16 protein-coding genes are annotated in these 17895 nt (G+C 35.3%); 13 read left to right on the plus strand and 3 right to left on the minus strand.

Annotated elements, in window-relative coordinates; translation table 11 throughout:
- Positions 1-112: 112 nt before the first annotated feature.
- From CYP64_RS06070 to CYP64_RS06075, 3 genes are read right to left on the minus strand one after another with little or no spacing between them, the layout of a single operon-like run.
- Positions 113-1093 (minus strand): MFS transporter, encoded by a 981-nt coding sequence (locus CYP64_RS06070; RefSeq protein ID WP_258032974.1) that lies wholly within the window; start codon positions 1091-1093, stop codon positions 113-115.
- Positions 1094-1099: 6 nt separating this feature from the next.
- Complete coding sequence (locus CYP64_RS10010) at positions 1100-1273, minus strand: hypothetical protein (protein WP_181001697.1); 174 nt, start codon at positions 1271-1273, stop codon at positions 1100-1102.
- A complete protein-coding gene (locus CYP64_RS06075) occupies positions 1274-3817 on the minus strand; it encodes a tryptophanyl-tRNA synthetase (RefSeq protein WP_103649065.1) in 2544 nt (847 codons plus the stop codon).
- A 167-nt stretch (positions 3818-3984) separates the two neighbouring features.
- Between CYP64_RS06075 and groES the strand changes: the two genes are divergently transcribed.
- The 13 genes from groES to CYP64_RS06140 all read left to right on the plus strand — a co-directional run bounded on the left by groES (position 3985) and on the right by CYP64_RS06140 (position 17815).
- Positions 3985-4245, plus strand: coding sequence for a co-chaperone GroES (groES, locus tag CYP64_RS06080; protein ID WP_103649066.1), 261 nt, complete (start codon positions 3985-3987; stop codon positions 4243-4245).
- Positions 4246-4308: 63 nt separating this feature from the next.
- Complete coding sequence (locus CYP64_RS06085) at positions 4309-4563, plus strand: monooxygenase (RefSeq protein WP_181001698.1); 255 nt, start codon at positions 4309-4311, stop codon at positions 4561-4563.
- Between the two features lie 22 nt (positions 4564-4585).
- Positions 4586-6220, plus strand: a complete 1635-nt coding sequence (gene groL, locus CYP64_RS06090) for a chaperonin GroEL (RefSeq protein WP_103649068.1) — start codon at positions 4586-4588, stop codon at positions 6218-6220.
- Positions 6221-6346: 126 nt separating this feature from the next.
- Complete coding sequence (locus CYP64_RS06095; protein ID WP_103649069.1) at positions 6347-7744, plus strand: phosphomannomutase/phosphoglucomutase; 1398 nt, start codon at positions 6347-6349, stop codon at positions 7742-7744.
- Positions 7745-7786: 42 nt separating this feature from the next.
- Positions 7787-8560, plus strand: coding sequence for a glucose-1-phosphate cytidylyltransferase (gene rfbF / locus CYP64_RS06100; protein WP_103649070.1), 774 nt, complete (start codon positions 7787-7789; stop codon positions 8558-8560).
- A 6-nt stretch (positions 8561-8566) separates the two neighbouring features.
- On the plus strand, positions 8567-9628 hold the full coding sequence (rfbG, locus tag CYP64_RS06105) for a CDP-glucose 4,6-dehydratase (RefSeq protein ID WP_103649071.1): 1062 nt from the start codon (positions 8567-8569) through the stop codon (positions 9626-9628).
- The gene (locus CYP64_RS06110) at positions 9629-10504 is read left to right on the plus strand and encodes an NAD-dependent epimerase/dehydratase family protein (RefSeq protein WP_103649072.1); all 876 of its coding nucleotides are present in this window, start codon (positions 9629-9631) and stop codon (positions 10502-10504) included.
- Entirely contained in the window at positions 10494-11825 is a 1332-nt protein-coding gene (rfbH, locus tag CYP64_RS06115; protein ID WP_103649073.1) for a lipopolysaccharide biosynthesis protein RfbH, read from the plus strand. The genes CYP64_RS06110 and rfbH overlap by 11 nt, the downstream gene beginning before the upstream one ends.
- Before the next feature lie 337 nt (positions 11826-12162).
- A complete protein-coding gene (locus CYP64_RS06120; RefSeq protein WP_103649074.1) occupies positions 12163-13446 on the plus strand; it encodes an MATE family efflux transporter in 1284 nt (427 codons plus the stop codon).
- A gap of 10 nt (positions 13447-13456) precedes the next feature.
- The gene (locus CYP64_RS06125) at positions 13457-14455 is read left to right on the plus strand and encodes a glycosyltransferase family 2 protein (protein ID WP_103649075.1); all 999 of its coding nucleotides are present in this window, start codon (positions 13457-13459) and stop codon (positions 14453-14455) included.
- On the plus strand, positions 14448-15599 hold the full coding sequence (locus tag CYP64_RS06130) for a glycosyltransferase family 9 protein (RefSeq protein ID WP_103649076.1): 1152 nt from the start codon (positions 14448-14450) through the stop codon (positions 15597-15599). The genes CYP64_RS06125 and CYP64_RS06130 overlap by 8 nt, the downstream gene beginning before the upstream one ends.
- Position 15600: 1 nt before the next feature.
- On the plus strand, positions 15601-16800 hold the full coding sequence (locus CYP64_RS06135) for an O-antigen polymerase (RefSeq protein ID WP_103649077.1): 1200 nt from the start codon (positions 15601-15603) through the stop codon (positions 16798-16800).
- Positions 16801-16816: 16 nt separating this feature from the next.
- Positions 16817-17815 carry a glycosyltransferase family 9 protein gene (locus CYP64_RS06140; RefSeq protein ID WP_181001699.1) on the plus strand — a complete coding sequence of 333 codons (999 nt, stop codon included), beginning with the start codon at positions 16817-16819 and terminating at the stop codon, positions 17813-17815.
- The last annotated feature ends 80 nt before the right edge of the window (positions 17816-17895 follow it).

Here is a 17895-nt window from a genome sequence, read left to right on the forward strand (position 1 = left end):
TTTCCTCGTAGCGAAGTCTCGTTGCGAGTATGGCAAAACAAGTAGGAATTAAAATTTACTCGCAAATTTCATTACTCAATTTTTATATAAAAATGAAGCAGGGGATATAAATTTAAGTTCTACTGACTGGCTTTAAAAAGTAGCTCGAAACTGCGCAGATGAGCGAAACTGCGGCGATAAAGTAAAATGAGTGCGTTAGGCTAAAGATGTCAGCGATCTTTCCTATGACCGTTGCAAATATGCCGCCGATCGTGATACTAAGGCCGAGCGTTACGCCAGAGGCTAGGCCGATTTGATTTGGTAGATAAAGCTGTGCAAGGGCGATCGAGGGGCTAAAAGATAGGCTGATGCAAGCACTCACACACATGGCGGCTGCAAGAAACAGCGCGTAGCTGTCGATAAAGAGCATTAGTGCAACTAGCGGAGCAGCGATACTTAGGCTTATTTTGATGAGTCTTGCTAGGCCATATCTGTCAGCCAGCGCTCCGCCAAATAGCGTAGAGATCGCACCTGAGGCGAAAAACAGGCTTAAATTTACATTTGCGACCTCTTTGCTAATGCCAAAAATTTTGATGAGATATATGCCAAAAAATGCTGTAAAACCAAATGCGACGATCGAGCGTGAAAATATACACAAACAAAGCCTTAAAAATGCACCCAAATCGTCTTTTAAAGTGATAGTTTTTTGTGAAATTTGCTTTTTGTGATTGCCCTCGAGTGCTTTTATAAATTTGCCCTTTTTGAGGTATAAAAGTGTCAAAAAAATTTGGGGAATTATAAAGACTAGCGTCCCTTTTAGGCCAAAATTTCCCACAAAAACAGCGACTAAAATGGGCCCAACTGCAAAGCCGAGATTGCCTCCAAAAGAAAATATGCTTATGCTTTTAGCTCTATTTTTGGCGTTTGAGGTGTAGTTTATGATCCTTGCAGCACTTGGGTGAAAGAGTGCGGCGCCGATACCGCTTATCATCACGCAAACTAAGATGAGGTAGTAGTTTGTGACAAAGCCAGTTAGGCTCATGCCACCGCCTGCTATCAGTAACCCAAGTGGGATGACGTAGGGAAGCTCCTTTTTGTCGCTTAGGCGGCCGATTAGTGGTTAGATAAGCGAGCTTGCTAAATTTGTGGCGGTCACGAGCGAGGCGGCTGTTGCGTAGTCGTAGTGGTAGCTCGCGATGAAAAAGGGCAGCATCGCACCAAGCGCACTTTGGTTTATGTCGCTACAAAAGTGCCCAAGCCCCATTAGATACTTTAAATTCTCCGCCTTTTTCATCTAAAATAGCCCTTTTAAAAGCCCCTTTAAATTTTGCTTTTCGCCGCTTGTACCTTCGTCATCTTTACCAAGCTTTTTATCTAAAAATCTACCTATCTCTTTTTTGACCTTATTTTCAAGATATTGCGATCTGACGTCGTATTTTAGGTTATCTGTCGTGCCTGAAATTTTCACGTTTAGGTCGGTCTTTTCAAGCCTGCAAACAAGCGGTGCATTAAGCATTTTTGTAGTGGTGTTATAAGTGCCGTTTACGACCTTTATGTCGCTCTTTGGCGAGCTTAAATTTACGTTAAAAATGACGTTGTCGCCCTTTATATCGCCATAAATTTTGCCGTCTTTGTAAATTTCTTTTGTGATGTCCTTGCCGGTGAATATTTTTATGTTGTTTGTGAGATTTGTGCTGGCTAGGTGACCCTCTTTTAGCAAGATGTCAAATTTGCCGAGCTTTTGCTTTGTTTCGTAGTCAAATTTAGCATCGCCGTTGCCGTCATAGAGGTGCTCTAGCCCCAAAGTCTGCGTTAGCCCTTTGACTTCAAAATTTTTTAGTACCGCATCAAGCGCGCCACCTTTGTAGTTTGCCTCTAGTTTGCCCTTAAATAGATCATCTGAAGTAGCTTTTACGCTTAGATCATCCACTTTACCATTTGCCGTTACGATGGCTGCAAATTTTCCGTGAAGCTCGCGGCCAGCTAAAAATGCAAGCTTATTTAGCTCTGAAACCACCGCTTGAAGCTTTAAGTTTAGCGTGCTTTTGCCCACGTCAAAGCTGCCATCTATGCCATTTATATCAGCTAGCGAGCTAAGAAAGTCGCCACTAAATTTTGCTACGTCGCCCTTGTAGTCTAGGCTCAAATTTGAACTAAATTTCTCGTTTTCTGGGAATTTTTTATCAAGCATTTTGCTAAGCTCTACGGCGTTAAATTTGCCCTCGTTTAAAGCGATTGTTGCAGCGATGCTTGGGCTTTTGCTAAAGATATTTTGCCCCTTCGCCCGGACATTAGCCTTAGCGTTTGCCAGTCTGCCGTTGTCGCTTATGGCTAAAATTTCTCCCAGCTGCGCCTCTTTTAGGCTAAGGTCTAAATTTTCATTTTTTATGGTGGCGTTTAGCTTGCCAGAAAAGGCATCGCCGCCTAAATTTAGCTCATCTATCTTGCTCTCTTTGACTTTCACATCGCCCGCAAGCGCCATCTTTGAGCTCACTTCAAAGCCGCTAGTTGCTTTAAATTTCTCAGGATCGCTAATGAGCAGGGCAAATTTGCTAAAAATTTGGCTGTTTTTTAGGTCATAAACGCCCTTTATATCCTTTAGCTCGCCAAGGTCGCTAAGCACATTTGCGTCAAAATTTATAAGCTCTCCCTTTGCGACAGCACCGCCTTTTAGCTCAAATTTAGCCGCATTTTTAAGCTTTACTAGACCATTATTTATAAGGCCATTTTTTATCTCAAATTTAGCCTCTCCAGCAAGCTTTTTTAGCTCGTCAAAGCCGCTAAAATTTGCGTTTAAATTTATCTGCCCGTCTGCGTAGCTAGGCTGCAAGGCAAGTACTAGAAGCTCTTTTAGCTTGATATTTGCTGCATTTAGGACTAAATTTTTACTATCAAAATTTGCATTTATCTTGCCGCCAAGGCCGTTTATGTCAGCCTTTAGGTTTTTAAGGGCGTTTTCTTGCATTAAAATTTCGCCGTTTGCATCCACGGCGCCACTTAGCTGCTCGCCCAAGAGCTTGCCAAGAAGGGCAAGATCAGGCACGTTTAGCAAAAAGTCGCTCTTTAAATTTTTGCTACTTAGATCATAAGTCGTCTCATTTGCTTTTAAAGTGGCTTCAGGCGCAATGATAAGGGTTTTTGCCACTACTTTTTCATTTGCAAATTTAGCATTTACACCGCCTTTAAAGCTTATATCTTTTGCTAAATTTAGCCCAAATTCTTTTTTAAGAATTTCTTTATTTATTACGCCATCACTTGCTAAAATTTGAGCGTTAACGATGGGCTCATTTTTCTCATCAACTCCTTGCATATTGCTCGTTAGATCAAGCTTGCCGCTGGCTAAATTTGGCTTTTGTGCAAGGGTTGATATCTCAGAAAGCTCGATATTTTTAGCGTCAAGATTTAGAGCTTTTGGCAGGTAGTTTTTTAAATTTGCATTCAAATTTATGTTTGAGCCAAGTGCTGTGCCAGTTGCCACTAGCTTGAAGTTGCTAAATTTACCAGCCACGTTTGCTTTAAGTGCTACATCTTTTTTTAACCCAAGCTCGTTAGCTTTTGTTTTGTCGGCATTTATATCCATGTTTAAATTCATATTTTGAGCAAGTAGTGAGAGATCGCCATTTGCTTTTAAATTTATGGCATTCATCACGGTCGCTTCTAAATTAAGCGTGCTAAATCCTAGGCTAAAATCTTTAAATTTAACATCAATACCACGAGCGAGTGCTTCTTTTTCGATCTTGCCAGCGATAAATTTACTCCCAAATGGGCTAAAGATAAAGCCAAAGGTGCAAGCTACTATAAGCACAAGCGCGCTAACTATGTAAGCTACTTTTTTCATAAAATTCCTTTATATTAGTTTTATACATCATGAAACTTTAGTGTAAGTAACTAAAGTTTTAATAAATTTTATTATAAATTATTGACTTTTTTAGAAAAAAATGCTAGGATCTCATCACTCAAAAATAAAGAGTGCTAAAAAAGACAATTAAACTAAAAGGATGAACAATGAATTTTCAACCATTAGACAAGCGTGTTCTAGTCGAACGTGTAGAAGAGACAAAGACCACAGCTTCAGGCATTATTATACCTGATAACGCAAAAGAAAAACCTTTAAGCGGTGAAGTAAAAGCAGTCGGGGCTGAAGTAGAGGGCGTAAAAGTTGGTGATAAAGTTATATTTGCAAAATACGGTGGCACTGAGATAAATTTAGATGATAAAACATATCTTGTTTTAAACATTGATGATGTTTTAGGTGTTTTAAAATAAGGCTGCAGATGGCTGCGATTATGTATGTTGATTTTCCGCAAGAAGGTTTTTTTTGGAGACGAGATGTCAAAAGCTTTTGAGGATTTGGCTAAAAGCATCAACCAAGAACCCGGTATGATATGGAAAATTTGGACTGAGAACAAACAAACAAAAGAAGCCGGCGGAATTTATCTTTTTGACAATAAGGAGAATGCGGAAAAATATCTGAAAATGCACAGCGAAAGACTAGCTAAAAACGGCTATTCAAATATTCGCGGCAAAATTTTTGATATTAATATACCTTTGTCAATGATAAATAAGGCTGATTTTTTAAAATAAATTAAAACCGAAAGGAAAAACAATGGCAAAAGAAATTTTTTACTCTGATGATGCAAGAAACCGCCTATACGAGGGCGTAAAAAAACTAAATGATGCAGTTAAAGTAACAATGGGACCAAGAGGTAGAAATGTCCTTATCCAAAAGAGTTTTGGCGCTCCAAATATCACAAAAGACGGTGTTAGTGTTGCAAAAGAGATCGAACTAAAAGATACTATTGAAAACATGGGTGCAAGCCTAGTTAGAGAAGTAGCAAGCAAGACAAATGACCAAGCAGGTGACGGCACTACAACAGCAACTGTGCTGGCTCACGCGATATTTAAAGAGGGTCTTAGAAACGTAACTGCTGGTGCAAACCCTATCGAAGTAAAACGCGGCATGGATAAAGAAGTAGCAGCGCTTATTGAAGAGCTAAAAAACATCTCTAAAAAAGTTTCTGGCTCAAAAGAGATCGCGCAGATCGCTACTATTTCTGCAAACTCAGATGAGAGTATCGGCAAACTTATCGCTGATGCGATGGAAAAAGTCGGCAAAGATGGCGTCATAACAGTAGAGGAGGCAAAGTCTATCCAAGACGAGCTAAGCGTTGTTGAAGGTATGCAGTTTGACCGCGGATATCTAAGCCCATACTTCATCACAAACCCTGAAAAGATGCAAGTTGAGCTAAGCAATCCATTTATTTTACTATTTGACAAGAAGATCACAAATTTAAAAGACTTGCTTCCAGTGCTTGAGCAAGTACAAAAGAGCGGAAAACCACTTTTAATAATCGCTGAAGATATCGAGGGTGAGGCGCTTGCAACGCTTGTTGTAAATAAACTTCGCGGTGTGCTAAACATCTCTGCAGTTAAGGCTCCGGGTTTTGGCGACAGAAGAAAAGCAATGCTTGAAGATATCGCTATTTTAACAGGCGGCGAAGTCATTAGCGAAGAGCTAGGCAGAACACTTGAGAGCACTACTATAAACGACCTTGGACAAGCTTCAAGCGTAGTTATCGACAAAGACAACACAACTATCGTAAATGGCGCAGGCGAGAAGTCAGCAATAGATGCTAGAATAACTCAGATAAAAGCGCAAATCGCCGAGACTACAAGCGACTATGACAAAGAAAAACTTCAAGAGCGCCTTGCAAAACTAAGTGGTGGCGTGGCAGTTATCAAAGTAGGTGCTGCGACTGAGACTGAGATGAAAGAGAAAAAAGACCGCGTTGATGATGCTCTAAGCGCTACTCGTGCAGCTGTTGAAGAGGGTATCGTTGTGGGCGGTGGCTCAGCTCTTATCCTTGCTTCAAAGAGCGTAAATTTAAATTTACAAGGTGATGAGGCAATCGGCGCTGAGATCGTTAGAAGAGCGCTTCGTGCTCCACTTCGCCAAATCGCTGAGAACGCTGGTTTTGACGCAGGCGTAGTAGCAAATGCAGTTGAGACAAGCAAAGATGCAAATTTTGGCTTTAACGCTGCAACTGGCGAATATGTAAATATGTTTGAAGCCGGTATCATCGATCCAGTGAAAGTTGAGAGAGTTGCGCTTCAAAATGCTGTTAGTGTGGCTAGCTTGCTACTAACAACTGAGGCAACTATCAGTGAGATAAAAGAAGAAAAAGCAATGCCTGCAATGCCTGACATGGGCGGAATGGGTGGCATGGGCGGCATGATGTAGCAGCCCTTTTCGAGCTAGAGTCTTTTCTAGCTCGATTTTTTTATACTTCAAAATTACTTTTGCAAGTTTTACCGCTTTTTAAATTTATTCTAGTATTATTTTACTTTCTTTTACGGAGAGCCTATAGTGAAATATGATGAAATTTTTAGAGAATACGATATCCGCGGCATTTATGAGCGCGATCTAAACGAAACAAGCGTCAAGGCGATCGGGTTAAATTTGGGCCGAGAAATGCTACGCCGAGGCGCAAAAAACGTTAGCGTAGGATATGACGCTAGGCTAAGTGCGGGCGAGATTTTCGGCTGGTTAGTTAGCGGGCTAAATTTAGCCGGGATCAAGGTCTACGATATCGGCTTGCTACCGACGCCGGTCGGGTATTTTAGCGTATTTACGGACAAATTTGACGCAAACATAATGATAACCGGCTCTCATAATCCAAAAGAGTACAACGGCTTTAAAATCACGATTTTTAAGGATAGTTACTTCGGCGAGGATTTGCAAAAGTTAAAAGTCGCCGTGCTAGACGACATCGCGGCAAAAACGCAAATTCCAGACGATCTAAGAACCGAAAAATTCGACATTGCGACACCTTATAAAAATTTTCTTATAGAGCAGTTTGCGCATTTAAAAGCCCTGCCGCTTAAAATCGTCATCGACTGCGCAAACGGCGCGGTCGGAGCGGTTCTGCCCGAAATTTGCGAGGCGTTAAATTTGGACGCTCAAATTTTATACCCCCAGCCCGACGGAAACTTCCCAAATCATCACCCCGATCCTAGCGAGGAGAAAAACTTAATCGATCTAAAGGCTGCTCTAAAGGGCAAATTCGACATAGGATTTGGTTTTGACGGCGACGGCGACCGCATCGCGGTTCTAACTAAAAAACGTAACATAAAAGGCGACGAGCTAGCCTATCTATATAGCCTTGCGATGAAAAATCCCAGGGTGCTGGGCGAGGTAAAATGCTCGCAAAATATGTACGACGAGATTGACGCGCACGGCGGCAAAAGTTTCATGGGTAAGACCGGCCACAGCAATATCAAAAAGGCGATGAAAGAGCTAAATATCGATATGGCGGCAGAGGTGAGCGGGCATATTTTCTTTAAGGAGAGGTATTTTGGCTTTGACGATGCGACGTACGCGATGTTTCGCGCGCTAGAGCTTGTGGCAAAAGGCTTTAACCTAGACGGCGAGCTGGATAAACTACCGAAGGTCTTTAGCACCGACGAGATCAAGGTAAAAACGACCGATGCGCAAAAATTTAAGCTGGTTGCGAAGCTAAAAGAGGTTTTGGTTAAAATTTATGAAAACGGCGATGCGCAAAATTTGCTAGCAGGCTTAGGCAAGATAGCCGAAATCATCGACATAGACGGCGTTAGAGTGAGATTTGAGGACGGCAGCTGGGCGCTAGTGCGAGCCTCGAATACTACGCCCGTCATCGTTACGAGATTTGAAGCCAAGGATGAGGAAAGTTTAAATAAAATCCAAGCTAGGATTAGTGTAGTTTTAATGAGTGTGATGTATTAAAAAAAATTAACTTAATATAAATTATCTACTATTGGAGAGTTAATGAAAGTATTGTTATTGGCTGGTGGTTTTGGAACTAGGCTCGCCGAGGAGACATCTGTTAGACCGAAACCTATGGTTGAAATAGGTGGCAGACCGATACTTTGGCACATAATGAAAATTTATAGCCAGTATGGGTTTAACGAATTTGTAATCTTGCTTGGCTATAAGGGTTACTACATAAAGGAGTATTTTGCCAATTATTTTTTACATAGAAGTGATGTTACAATTGATCTAAAAACGAACAATATGACTATTCACAACAATTTTAGCGAGGATTGGAAAATAACACTTCTTGATACTGGACTAGAAACAATGACTGGCGGTAGAATAAAAAGAGCCGAGGAATATATAGGTGGTGAAACTTTTATGTTAACCTATGGAGATGGCGTGAGCGATATAAATATAAAAAATTTGGTTGAATTTCATAAATCTCATGGTAAATTGGCTACAATGACTGCATTCCAGCCTGATGGAAGATTTGGAGCATTAGACATAAATAATGATAATATTATTACATCATTTTTAGAAAAACCAAAAGGTGATGGAAATTGGATAAATGCAGGTTTTTTTGTATGTGAGCCAAAGGTGCTCAATTATATTACCAATGGAGATGCAACCATTTTTGAGCAAGAGCCACTTTCAAATTTAGCCAAAGACAGACAACTTTGTGCTTTTAAGCATAATGGTTTTTGGAAGCCTATGGATGCCTTGAGAGATAAACAAGTTTTGGAAAAAATGTGGGACACTGGTAAAGCTCCTTGGAAAACGTGGTAATAGATTATGTTTAAAGATATTTATAGTGGAAAGAATATTTTGGTGACAGGACACACTGGTTTTAAAGGTTCATGGTTAGTGTATTGGCTTGCAAATATGGGGGCGAACGTGGTTGGTTACTCAAATGAAATTCCAACAAAGCCAAGCCACTTTGAGCTATTAAATTTAGATATAAAAAGTATTTTTGGTGATATAAGAGATCTTGAAAATATAGATCTTGCTATAAAAGAAGTAAGACCAGACATTGTTTTTCATCTAGCCGCTCAGCCACTTGTAAGGCTGTCATATAAAAATCCGATTGAGACTTATGAAACAAATGTTATTGGTACGTTAAAAGTTTTTGAAGTATGTAGGAAAAATAATGTCAAGGCCATCGTTAATATTACTAGCGATAAATGCTACGAAAATAAAGAGTGGGTTTGGGGATACCGAGAGAACGATCCGATGGGTGGATATGATCCATACAGCTCCTCAAAGGGTTGCGCCGAAATTTTAACTAGCTCGTATAGAAATTCGTTTTTTAATTTGGACGAATATAAAAAATCTCACGAGACGCTACTTGCGAGTGCTAGGGCGGGGAATGTTATAGGCGGCGGAGACTGGGCGGATGACAGGCTTATTTGTGATGTTGTTAGGGCAGCATCTAAAAGCGAAGTTGTATTGATAAGGAATCCAAAAGCCACTCGTCCATGGCAACATGTACTTGAACCCCTAAGCGGTTATCTACTTTTGGGGCAGAGGTTACTGGAAGGCAAAAAGGAATTTGCTGATGGTTGGAATTTCGGTCCTAGCGAAGAGGGTAATTATAATGTAGGTGATGTTTTGTTGGAACTTAAAAAATATTGGGACAAAGTTGAGTTTAAGTTTGAAGTAAACTCGCAAAATCCTCATGAAGCAAATTTGTTAAAGCTTGATTGCTCAAAAGCAAATATAAAACTTGGCTGGAAGCCCACGTGGGATAGTAAGACTGCTTTTGAGAGAACTATAAAATGGTATAAAAGTTTCTACGAGAATAAAGAAATTTTAACCAGTGATGATCTGAAAAACTACACGGATAATATGAAATAAATGGTCATATTAATATCTGGTATTAATGGTTTTTTGGGCTCCCATTTAGCAAGAAAGCTATTGAAATTAGGATATAAAGTCGTAGGTCTTAAAAGGAGTAGCTCTAATCTTTATAGAATTTCAGATATCGTAGATAAAGTCAAGATTTATGATATAGATATAGTCGGATTAGAAGAGCCGTTTGCTAATCAAAAAATAGACGTTGTCATAAATACTGTAACTAATTATGGTAGAAATAAAGAATCGGTATATGAAATAGTGAATACAAATTTATTATTTTCCCTGCGACTTTTAGAAATTTCTACTTTTTTCAACACCGACACTTTTTTCAACACCGACACCTTGCTATATAAATATCTAAATTCTTACTCTCTGTCAAAAAAACAATTTGTAGAATGGCTTAAAGTTTTTAGCCATAAGATTAAAGTAGTAAATTTAAGATTAGAGCATATGTATGGCGTGGGAGATGATAAAACAAAATTTGTTTCTTGGATAATAGAGAGTTTATTGAAAAATAAAGATTGTATTAATTTAACAAAGGGTGAGCAAAAAAGAGATTTTATTTACATAGATGATATTGTAAATGCATATATTATAATGCTTCAAAATTTTTCAAATTTTGAAGCATTTACGGAATTTGACGTTGGAACAGGAGAGCAAATTAGCGTAAGAAATTTTGTTGAGACTATATATGGCGAAATTCTTACTAAAAAGAGTATAAAAACAGTATTAAATTTTGGTGCCTTACCATATAGAGAGGGCGAATTTATGGATATTATAGAGGATGTTAAGCCGATTTATGATTTAGGCTGGAAGCCACAGGTTTCGATTGAGGAAGGTATATCTAAAATTTTAAAGGAAGATTATGGATGCTAATAAATTAAAACAAGAAATATTAGAAAAAACAAAGGAATATTATTCTTTGGTGCACGAAAAAACTTTAAAGCAAGAATTTATATCGGGTAAAAGTCGCATAAATTACGCAGGGCGCGTATTTGACGAGCAAGAAATGATAAATTTAGTAGATAGCTCGCTTGATTTTTGGCTAACTTATGGTGCATATTCTAAACAATTTGAAAAAGAATTTGCCAAAATGTTAGGCGTTAGATGGGCGTTTTTAGTAAATAGCGGAAGTAGCGCGAATTTGCTAGCGTTTTTTACCCTCACTTCGCCGCTTTTGAAGGAGCGCCGTATAAAGCGTGGCGATGAAGTTATAACTGTGGCGGCGGGCTTTCCTACGACGGTTGCGCCTATCGTGCAATACGGAGCCGTTCCTGTTTTTGTGGATATGGAACTTCAATATTTTAATATAGATCACACAAAGCTTGAGCTCGCAATTAGCTCCAAAACAAAAGCTGTTATGGTAGCACACACTTTGGGAAATCCGTTTAATATTAAGGCAGTAAAAGAATTTTGCGATAAACATAATTTGTGGCTTATAGAGGATAATTGTGACGCGCTAGGCTCGCTGTATGAGGGTAAACCGACTGGCACTTGGGGCGATATAGGCACTAGTAGCTTCTATCCGCCGCACCACATGACTATGGGTGAGGGTGGAGCTACTTATACAAACGATCCATTACTTAAAAAAATTATGCTTAGTATGCGAGATTGGGGGCGCGACTGTTGGTGCGAAAGTGGCGTAGATAATACTTGCAAAAAGCGTTTTTCACAAAAATTTGGCGAACTTCCGATTGGATATGATCATAAATACGTTTATTCGCATTTTGGCTTTAATCTTAAAGCTACCGATATGCAGGCTGCGGTTGGTTGTGCTCAGATAGAAAAATTTCCGACATTTGTAGCAAAGCGTAAAGAAAATTTTCAAAGATTATATGATGGACTAAAAGATGTAGAAGATCTCATTTTGGTAAAGCCTCAGCCAAATTCTAATCCTAGCTGGTTTGGATTTATGATGACAGTTAATGATGGTGCTAAATTTAGTAGAAATGAGTTAAGTGAATATCTTGAAAATGCAAATATCCAAACTAGAAATTTATTTGCGGGAAATATGTTAAGGCATCCGCTGTTTTTAGACTTACGAAAAGATATTGATTTTAGAGTAGTTGGCGAGCTTAAGAATACTGATAAAATAATGAATGATAGCTTGTGGATAGGTGTTTATCCTGGTATGAGCGAAGAAAAAATTAATTATTGTCTTAATAAGATACTAGAATTTATGAGAGTTGCTAGGTAGGATACTTATGTGGTTGGCGGCTTTGGCTTTTGAAGTTTAATATTACTAGTAAGATTTTAAAAAATAGATTTTATTGTTATTAAAAAAAGGTATATACAGTAAAGTAAATATTACAATTATAGATTGCTTGGTTGTAAGAGTTTCTATTTTTATTGAGTGTATTGAGTTGTTTGTATTTTAATGGTTATACCGAGTATTATGCCATAGGATAAGAGAAAGCGGATGGGTTTAAATTTGCTATTAGCGTGGAAGCTTTTGTTGGATAAAAATTGGTAAGAGGAGTATTTATTGTATTTTTTAAGTCTACTTAATATTAGTAAAAATTGATAGATAAAATATGAAAATAAATTCGTTTAGGCTTATTGTATTAAGCAACTGGATAAGCAAGATTTTGCAAGCTTTTTTGCAAATTTATACTATAAAACTATTGACTGTTATACTTGGATTGGATGAATATGCTATATATACCCTATTGATAGCCTTGAGTGGCTGGATTTTTTTGTCTGATTTTGGTCTTGGTTCAAGTTTGCAGAATTTTATATCAGAGTGTAGGGTAAAAAATTTGGATTATAATATGTATGTTGGAAATACTGTTTCTTTGGCTATTATAATATTTGGTATCCTGATTGTTTTATCTTATCCTGTATGCGTATATATGGCACCATTATATTTATACAAATTTAATATTTGCGTAGAAGATAAAATATTTTTATTATATACAACTACTTCTATCCTGCTGTTAACAGCAGGATCTAATGTAGTTTATAGGATATACTATGCTCTGCATAAGGGTTATATATCAAATGTAATGCCGGCAATTGCAGCGACAATTACATTTGTGTGCCTTTATATTGTCATGTTACAAAAAGATAGCTTGGAGAGTTTTGAGCTATTCTACTCTATAATTGCAAGTATTTTGCCACAAGCTTTAATATCTTTATGTTGTTTAATTTTTTTTGTAAAGACAAATAGCATAAAATTATCTTTTGAAGCGCGCATATTAAAAGAACTGCTTAGGCGCGGTATAAGTTTTTGGATATTTGCTTTGTTTGGAACATTAACATTGCAGGTTGATTATTTCATAGCATCTAGGTTTTTAAATTCAAATGATATCGTTTTGTACAATACACTAATGAAATTATATAGTTTCGGGTTTTTTATGTATTATTCAATAATATATGCACTATGGCCTATAGTTAATGAATGTGTTAATAAAAATGATTTTGAGCAAATTAAACGGTATTTGATTAAGTATATTCCAATAGGCATGATACTTATCATATGTTTTTCTATAATATTATACATAGCTGCACCATTTATTTTTAGTATTTTAATAAAAAATACAACTTTAAATGTTTCTATTTTGCTTATTCTTTTATTTTGTTTATATTTTTTGCTTAGAGTATGGACGGATACTTTTTCTATGGTATTACAGAGTGCCAATATTTTAAAGCCGTTTTGGCTTATAGTTCCCATACAAGCCGCCGTAAGTATCGTATGCCAAATATTATTTACTATGTTTTTTGGGATATATGGTTTACTGTATGGTACAATTGCGTCTTTTATGGTTACGGTTGTGTGGTACTTGCCGTATAAGGCTAAAAGTCAATTAGATATTTAAGGTTGTAAAAATGTCAAAATACAAATTATCCATCTGTATACCTACTTACAATAGGGCTGAATTTATAGGTGAGACCATTCAAAGTGTTATAGATGCTGCTGAGGGTATAAATGGCATAGAGATAGTTATAAGCGATAATGCGTCTACTGATAATACTAAGAATATAGTAGATAGTTATAAAGAGTTTTTTCCCAATATAACATATTTTTGTTGGGATAGAAATATGGGGGTGGATCGAAATTTTCTTAAGGTAGTTGAGATAGCTAGCGGTGAATTTTGTTGGCTTATGGGAAGTGATGATAGGGTAGAAAATAATTCTATTGATCTTATATTGAGCAATATTGAAAAGTATGATAATTTATCCGGTATTACTCTAAATACAAAAATGTATGATTCTGGGCTTTGTAATGAAATTTATTCCGAATCATTAGTTCCAAACAATATAGATATTTATTATGAATCAAGTGAAAAGTGTTTTTCTGAATTAGGTTATTGTATTGGCTATATTTCAGCACAGATAGTAAGAAGAGAGCTATGGCAAAGTGTAATAGAGGTTGGCTGTATCGAAAATTATTTTAATGGATATGTTCATATGTACGTTATAGCAAAAATGCTAAAAAAAAATCCCTCGTGGCTATATATACACAAAAAGTGTGTAGGATATAGGAGTAACAACGATTCCCTTATGTCTGAGGGAAGATTAAAGAGACTTGCTATTGATGTATATGGTTATGAAAAAATTACAGGAGATGTATATGGTCAAAATTCTAGAACTTATAATAAAGTAATGGCGACTGTTTGTGGTATTCATATTTTTAATCGTATTTTAGATGCTAAAGTAAATAATGAGTCGATACTTTTTTGCAAAGAAGCTTTTAGAATGTGTTTTAATGCGTATAAACAATTTCCTATTTTTTGGCTTAAAGTATTTCCTTTATTTTTAATACCATCAAAGGTAATGCCCTTGATCCGGGTTATTTATAGAAAGTTTTTTAAAAAAAATGTATAGTGGTAGATATCTTGTAAAAAATAAACTTCTTAAATTTTATTTGTATGTGGTTTATTATTTATCGTTTCCGATTAGGCCTTTTGTAAAAAAAGATATTGGTAATACCAATGGCATTAAAAGGGTTCTGGTTGCTAATGGAGCACATCTAGGTGATATAACCATACTCATTTCTAGTGTTAATGTCTTAAAGGCAAGCAATCCGGAGTTAAAGGTGGATCTAGTTACTGGTAGTTGGAATAAACCAGTTATAGAGTATTATGATATTTTTAATGAAGTTTATTATGTGGATCATTGGAAGCTTAATAGATCTAAAAAATCAATTATATTAAAGCTACTTCAATACTATAAAACTTTTATAAAAAGTTGCTTTTTAATTAGAAAAATAAAATATGCATTAGCTATTGACACCTATCATTTTTATCCAAATTCGTCTTTGTTTTTATTTGTTTGTGGGATAAAAAATAGACTGGGGTACTCATCTGGCGGATTTGATAATTTTTATTCTGAAACGATAAAGTGGGTCCTAAAATCTCAAAGTATTGCTACTTACCATATAGAGTTGTTTAAAAAATTTTTTGATTTAAGAAATGATACACCATTTTATATACACCCATCTTTAACTACAAAAAATATAAAATGGTTAGAAGATAAAAAATATGCAATAGTTCATCCGGGAGCTGGCGATAAATATAAACTTTTGGATATTAAAAAATGGAGAGAGTTAATATTTATTATGCAAGAACAATATGATCTAGTTCTTTTAACTGGAGCCGGTGATGCAGATTATGAAATTTGCAAAAATCTAGAAATAAATAATTCTGTTATAAATTTGTGTAATAAGTTAAATTTGTATGATTTGGCTAATATTTTAGAAAAAGCGCAACTTCTTGTTTGCTTGGACTCTTTCGTATCTCATTTTGCAGCACAATTTAAAATTTATACGATCTGCATTACTGATGGACGAAATAACTTACAATGGTGGAAGCCGATTAATGAAAATTGTATACAAATTACGCAAGCAGTTAAATGCTCTCCTTGTTATTTGTCTAGAGGTTGTAATGATATGAACTGTATAGCTGATATAAAAATAGGGTACTTGAATGATATTTTGTTAAATAAAAATAAGTTTATCACTAAAGCTTAACATGAAAAAACAGATATATTTTTTCCATAAATTTAAGATCTCTTTGTTGGAAAAAATTATTTTTTATACTTTTCCTATATGGGTTTTTAGAATAGGTGATTTAAAAATTTTTGAGATACCTTTGGTATTTTTCTTGTTTGTTTATGCTATATATAATTTTTCGTTTATTGTGAAAAAAAATTTTATAAACTTAATCATAATGGTTTTGTTTTTAACTGTATATTATTTATATGGCATTGTTGTATTGAGTGGTTTTGAAAATATTGAATGGGCTATTGGTTCAAAGTCATTTTATATATATAATTTATTGTATTATTTGCAGTGTGTTATTATAGTTTCTTTTTTATATATTATGGGGTCAATTGGCTCCACGATAAATAAGATAGATATAATATTTATGTTTTTTATAAATTTAGTTTTATTGTTTTTATTAAATATAAACGAAAAATCGGCACTATTTCCAGAAAAAGGGCTACTTGGAGGCTACTTGGCAATACTTAGCATATTTTTGATTGAAATAAGAAAATCTTATGAAAAAGTATACATATCTTATATTTTTTTATTTATTTCTATCGTTGTTTGCCTTTTGGTCGAATCTACGAGAGGAATATTGTTTGTTTTAGGATATATTGTTTCTGTGATTATTTCAAAGTATGCTAATATTAAAAGTACATTTTTTATTGGAATAATATTGATGTGTATACTTTATATTATGGTTCAATTTAATATAGCCAACGTATACACTAAATTTGCACTTGTATCAGATATACTATTTGGCACTGACTATTCTCCGTACAAAGACCAAGTAGAGCAGCACTCTGTTGGAAGATATGCTGCATTATTTATGATGAGCCGTATTTTTAATTATGATTTTGATTTTGGAGTTGGGCTGGGAAACTACGTTTATTTTAGAGAATTGTATTCTGAAGGGTTGCCGGCAAATTTCCATGACTATGCTGGTCTTTTATTTGCCAATAATATAGTTGAGTTTGGCATGATTGGTTGTATTGTTTGGTATTTTTTATTTTTTAAGATTTTTAGTTCTAGTTTTAAAAATAGAGACAAAATTAAAATTATATTATTTTCATTAATATTTAGTTTTTTAGCTAACCCTAATGATTATTATAGTTTTTTGCTACTTGCTTTTTTTATTGGGGTATGTTTAAATAAAACAAAGAGGCAGGCTTTGTATGTCATGTAGGATATTAATTGTAAAATTGGCTAGTCTTGGTGATATATTGGCAACTAGTCCATGCTTTAGTGCTTTAAATAATATAGATAATACTATAGATCATTTGGTAGATAAAGATTTTGTTTTTTTATCTAAAAACAATCCAGATATAGCAGATATAATCGATATCGATACTTCTTATGCTGGATTGTTTATTAAAATTAAAAGAGCATTTACTATTATTTTAAAGATAAGAAAAAAGAGATATGATGTTGCTTTTAATTTTCATCGTTCGCCTATACTCGGTTTAATATTATTTTTGGGTGGGGTAAAGAAAATTTATGGTTTTTCAAATAGTGTTTCTTTTTTGTATAAAAAACATCTAAAATATGAATACAAAAAGATAAACCGTACCATTCAAGAATTCGATTTAATTAGGCTTTTTGATGCTAATATTGCAAATCCTGTTAAATTGGAGTATTATATAGGCAAGAATACCGATATAAAACAGTTTAATTTGCCAAAAAGATATATAGTATGCAATCCGGGTGGAGGAATAAATAAACATTCCGAAATGAAAAGCAGGCGTTGGTTTATTGAATATTTTGATTTAGTAATAAATAAACTAAAATTACCAGTTGTCATAGTTGGCAACGGTAAAAGCGATGAACTATTGTCTAAAAAAATAAAATCTAAAAATGCTATAAACTTAGTAGGAAAAACGAATTTTGATGAAACGGCCCTTATATTAAAAAATGCTCTTTTATACTTTGGAAATGATAGCTCTATTTTGTTTTTGGCGGCTTCTCAAAATATTCCTACATTGGGAATTTTTGGCCCTACCCAAGCATTGGCAGCAAATCCAATCGGAGATAAACAATATTTTATACGCTCCGACGAAGATTGTTCTCCATGCTATAATCCATATGAAAGTATAGATAGATGTATCGCTTACATTTACGATAATATAAAATGTATGAAAAATTTAAAACCAGAGATTATTTTAAATAAAATTAATGAAATTTCAAAAATTTATGGAGAATAAAGTGCGTATAGATTTTTTTTATATAGTAAAAAAAATAATTAGTAAAATTCAAATTAAGATTTTAAAACATAAATTTATAT

The organism is Campylobacter concisus, assembly GCF_002913945.1.
Lineage (GTDB): Bacteria > Campylobacterota > Campylobacteria > Campylobacterales > Campylobacteraceae > Campylobacter_A > Campylobacter_A concisus_P.

Excerpts from the sequence above, each read along its gene's own strand:
- CYP64_RS06135 (WP_103649077.1), top strand. The coding sequence starts at position 15,601 with ATGAAAAAACAGATATATTTTTTCCATAAATTTAAGATCTCTTTGTTG.
- CYP64_RS06075 (WP_103649065.1), bottom strand. The coding sequence starts at position 3,817 with ATGAAAAAAGTAGCTTACATAGTTAGCGCGCTTGTGCTTATAGTAGCT.
- rfbF (WP_103649070.1), top strand. The coding sequence starts at position 7,787 with ATGAAAGTATTGTTATTGGCTGGTGGTTTTGGAACTAGGCTCGCCGAG.
- CYP64_RS10010 (WP_181001697.1), bottom strand. The coding sequence starts at position 1,273 with ATGAAAAAGGCGGAGAATTTAAAGTATCTAATGGGGCTTGGGCACTTT.
- groL (WP_103649068.1), top strand. The coding sequence starts at position 4,586 with ATGGCAAAAGAAATTTTTTACTCTGATGATGCAAGAAACCGCCTATAC.
- CYP64_RS06125 (WP_103649075.1), top strand. The coding sequence starts at position 13,457 with ATGTCAAAATACAAATTATCCATCTGTATACCTACTTACAATAGGGCT.
- rfbH (WP_103649073.1), top strand. The coding sequence starts at position 10,494 with ATGGATGCTAATAAATTAAAACAAGAAATATTAGAAAAAACAAAGGAA.
- groES (WP_103649066.1), top strand. The coding sequence starts at position 3,985 with ATGAATTTTCAACCATTAGACAAGCGTGTTCTAGTCGAACGTGTAGAA.
- rfbG (WP_103649071.1), top strand. The coding sequence starts at position 8,567 with ATGTTTAAAGATATTTATAGTGGAAAGAATATTTTGGTGACAGGACAC.
- CYP64_RS06110 (WP_103649072.1), top strand. The coding sequence starts at position 9,629 with ATGGTCATATTAATATCTGGTATTAATGGTTTTTTGGGCTCCCATTTA.
- CYP64_RS06085 (WP_181001698.1), top strand. The coding sequence starts at position 4,309 with ATGTCAAAAGCTTTTGAGGATTTGGCTAAAAGCATCAACCAAGAACCC.
- CYP64_RS06130 (WP_103649076.1), top strand. The coding sequence starts at position 14,448 with ATGTATAGTGGTAGATATCTTGTAAAAAATAAACTTCTTAAATTTTAT.
- CYP64_RS06120 (WP_103649074.1), top strand. The coding sequence starts at position 12,163 with ATGAAAATAAATTCGTTTAGGCTTATTGTATTAAGCAACTGGATAAGC.